4 protein-coding genes are annotated in these 2963 nt (G+C 69.9%); 2 read left to right on the top strand and 2 right to left on the bottom strand.

The features are described from left to right. Window positions 1-635, bottom strand: a 635-nt coding sequence (locus AC3XYG_RS34960; protein ID WP_489144504.1) for a LysR family transcriptional regulator, incomplete at its 3' end; no start/stop codon positions are given. Between the two features lie 127 nt (window positions 636-762). On the opposite strand from AC3XYG_RS34960, the gene AC3XYG_RS34955 reads away from it, so the two are divergent. Together AC3XYG_RS34955 and AC3XYG_RS34950 are read left to right on the top strand one after the other, a co-directional pair. Beyond that, the gene (locus AC3XYG_RS34955) at window positions 763-1602 is read left to right on the top strand and encodes an oxidoreductase (RefSeq protein WP_489144503.1); all 840 of its coding nucleotides are present in this window, start codon (window positions 763-765) and stop codon (window positions 1600-1602) included. Between the two features lie 101 nt (window positions 1603-1703). After that, a complete protein-coding gene (locus tag AC3XYG_RS34950; RefSeq protein WP_489144502.1) occupies window positions 1704-2366 on the top strand; it encodes a helix-turn-helix transcriptional regulator in 663 nt (220 codons plus the stop codon). Window positions 2367-2378: 12 nt separating this feature from the next. Here the strand turns inward: AC3XYG_RS34950 and AC3XYG_RS34945 are convergent. Then, window positions 2379-2963, bottom strand: a 585-nt coding sequence (locus tag AC3XYG_RS34945; protein ID WP_489144501.1) for an SDR family oxidoreductase, incomplete at its 5' end; no start/stop codon positions are given.

Genomic DNA, 2963 nt, shown 5'->3' with positions numbered 1-2963 from the left:
ATGCCGCCGCGCTCGAACTCCCAGCCATACAAGGCGCCGCTGAAGAAGCGGTAGCGGATGCAGGGCAGGGCGCGCAGATCATGCGGCGTCTGCGGCACCGGATGCCGCTCGAAGTAATCCGGCGATCCGACCACGGCGAAGCGGTGGCGCGGGCCGATCGCGGTGGCGATCATGTCGGCGGCCAGCACCTCGCCGAACCGCACCCCGGCGTCGAAGCCGGCGGCGACCACATCGCTCAGCGCGTCGTCGGCCACGACCTCGACCCGCACATCCGGATAGCTCCGCTGGAACCGGGTGATGATCGGCAGCAGCACAAGCCGGGTCGCCGCCCGCGACGCGTTCAGCCGCAGCGTCCCGCTCGGCGCGCCGCGGAACAGGTTCAGGTCCTCGATCGCATCGTCGATGTCGCGGAAGGCGGGGCGGATCCGGGTGAACAGCCGCTCCCCCGCTTCGGTCAGCGCCACGCTGCGGGTGGTGCGGTTGACCAGCCGCAGGTCCAGCCGCTCCTCGATCGCGCGCAGGGCATGGCTCAGCGCCGAGGGCGTGACGCCGAGTTCTACGGCCGCGCGACGAAAGCTGCGATGGGTGGCGATGGCGAGGAAGACCGAGAGGTCGGCCGGATCGATGCGCTTCATTGATGAGATCATCTCATGATCCCATTGCAGATTTATACGATTATTTCAGGAGAAGCGCAGCGGTACCGTTTCTTCATCAAGCCCGACGCGCCGCATCCCGCGGCCCGGGACGAGAGGGAGAAAAATCATGCGTGTCTGGCTCATCACCGGTGCGTCGCGCGGCTTCGGCGCCCTGATCACCGAACAGGCCCTGGCGGCCGGCGACGCCGTCGTGGCCACGGCGCGGGATCCGGCGACGGTGACCGCGCGGCTGGGCCACCACCCAAACCTGCTGCCGGTCAGGCTGGACGTGACCCAGGAGGCGCAGGCGCATGCGGCGGTCGAGCAGGCGGTGAAACGCTTCGGCCGGATCGACATCCTGCTCAACAACGCCGGCTACGGCCTGCTGGGCGCGGTCGAGGAATCGGGGGCCGAGGAGGTCGAGCGGCTGTTCGCCACCAATGTCTTCGGCCTGCTGGCCGTCACCCGCGCCGTGCTGCCGCATATGCGGCGCCAGCGCTCCGGCCATGTCATCAACATCTCGTCGGTCGGCGGCTACGGCGCCTATCCCGGCTGGGGCGTCTACTGCGCCACGAAGTTCGCGGTCGAGGGCCTGACCGAGGCCCTGGCGACCGAACTGGCACCGCTGGGCATCAAGGCGACGGTGGTCGAGCCGGGCTTCTTCCGCACCGACTTCCTGGACGAGCAGTCATTGGTGAAGACGAAGCTGGAGATCGAGGATTATGCCGAGACGGTCGGCGCCATGCGCAGCTTCGCCGCCGGCGCCAACCACGCCCAGCCCGGCAACCCGCACAAGCTGGCGACGGCGATGATCCAGCTGGTGAACGCCCCGAACCCGCCGCTGCGCATGCCCTTCGGCACCGACACGGTGGCGGTGATCGAGCAGAAGAACGCCAGGGTGGCGGCCGAGCTGGCCGACTGGCGCGACCTCGCCGTCTCGACCGACTGGGACAGCCCGGCGGCGTGATCGCCGGCCGGCCGATGGACAGCCGGCTACTTTAAAAGTCGAAAACCTCCCAAATGAGGGAGGCGGCCGGCACCGGCCCGCTGCTAGCGTTCGATCATCGAATGACGGCGGCGGGCGCGGTGATGGCGGGCGACAGTGAAATCCTGGCCCTGGTCAGTGTGGTCTACGATGCGGCGCTGGGCGAGGGTGCCTGGATCGATGTGCTGGCGCGGCTGGTCCTGCTGTTCGAGGGCAGCAGTGCCACGCTGCGCCGGGCTTCGTTTTCGCTGCGGGTGGGGCGCATCGGCGCCGATGACGCCGTCGCGCTGCGCTGGACGGAGCCCGCTGCGACCGGGCCGCGCACCGAAATCGTCCTCTACCGCCGCGATGGCCGGCCGGGCTGGGGTGAGCCGGAGGCGGCGCTGCTGCGCTATCTCGGCCCGCATCTCAGCCGTGCCCTGCAGATCGACCGCCGCTTCGCCGACAGGCTTGGGCCTCATGAAGTTTCACCACAGAACGCCCCGCCGGTCGCAAGTCGCAGATTGTCTCCCCGCGAGCAGGATTGCCTGGCTTGGGTGGCCCGCGGCGCCAGCAGCAAATTCGCCGCCCGGCAGCTCGGCCTGTCGTCCCACACCGTCGACGAGCATGTGCGGTCGGCCATGGCCAAGCTGGGCACGACCACCCGCGCCGAGGCGGTGACGCGGGCGCTGTCACAGGGCTTGCTGTATCTTCCGCCGGCCCCCGCGTCCCAAGAGGATCGCCGCCTCGCCATCGTGGCGGCCTGACCGTCGCAGGCCTCAGGTGGCCAGGAAGCCGCCATCGACCGGGACGATGGCCCCGTTCATCATCACGGCGGCATCGCCCAGCAGGTACAGGATCACCTCGGCCACATCGTCCGGCTGGGCGAAGCGGCCGAGCGGGATGCGGCCCAGCATCGGCCCCGACTTGGCCGGGTCGCTCCACGCCTTCACCGCCATCGGCGTCAGCGTCACCACCGGGTTGACGCTGTTGGTGCGGATGCCGTGCGGCCCCAGCTCCACCGCCATCACCCGGGTGATGGCGTCGAGCGCGCCCTTCGACGCGCAATAGGCGGTGTGGTCGGGCAGGCCGATCGCCGAGGACACGCTGGAGACGTTGACGATGGCGCCGGGGCGGCCGCGGCGGATCATATCCCGCGCCACCTCCTGCGCCACGATCATCGGCGCCCGGGCGTTCACCGCCCTGATCGTGTCGAAGCTGTCGGCCGAAGTGTCGAGAAAGGATTCCAGCGTGGTGGTGCCGGCGCAGTTGACCAGGGCGTCGACCGGCAGCGCCGCGATCGCCGCCCGCCGGGTGGCTGCGGCATCGCCGAGGTCGACCGCGATGGTGCGGCAGCCGATCTC

It is taken from the genome of Inquilinus sp. (assembly GCF_057815775.1).
Note: the sequence above shows the minus strand (reverse complement) of the source record. Positions and strands in the feature narration are given on the sequence as shown.

Excerpts from the sequence above, each read along its gene's own strand:
- AC3XYG_RS34955 (WP_489144503.1), top strand. The coding sequence starts at position 763 with ATGCGTGTCTGGCTCATCACCGGTGCGTCGCGCGGCTTCGGCGCCCTG.
- AC3XYG_RS34950 (WP_489144502.1), top strand. The coding sequence starts at position 1,704 with ATGACGGCGGCGGGCGCGGTGATGGCGGGCGACAGTGAAATCCTGGCC.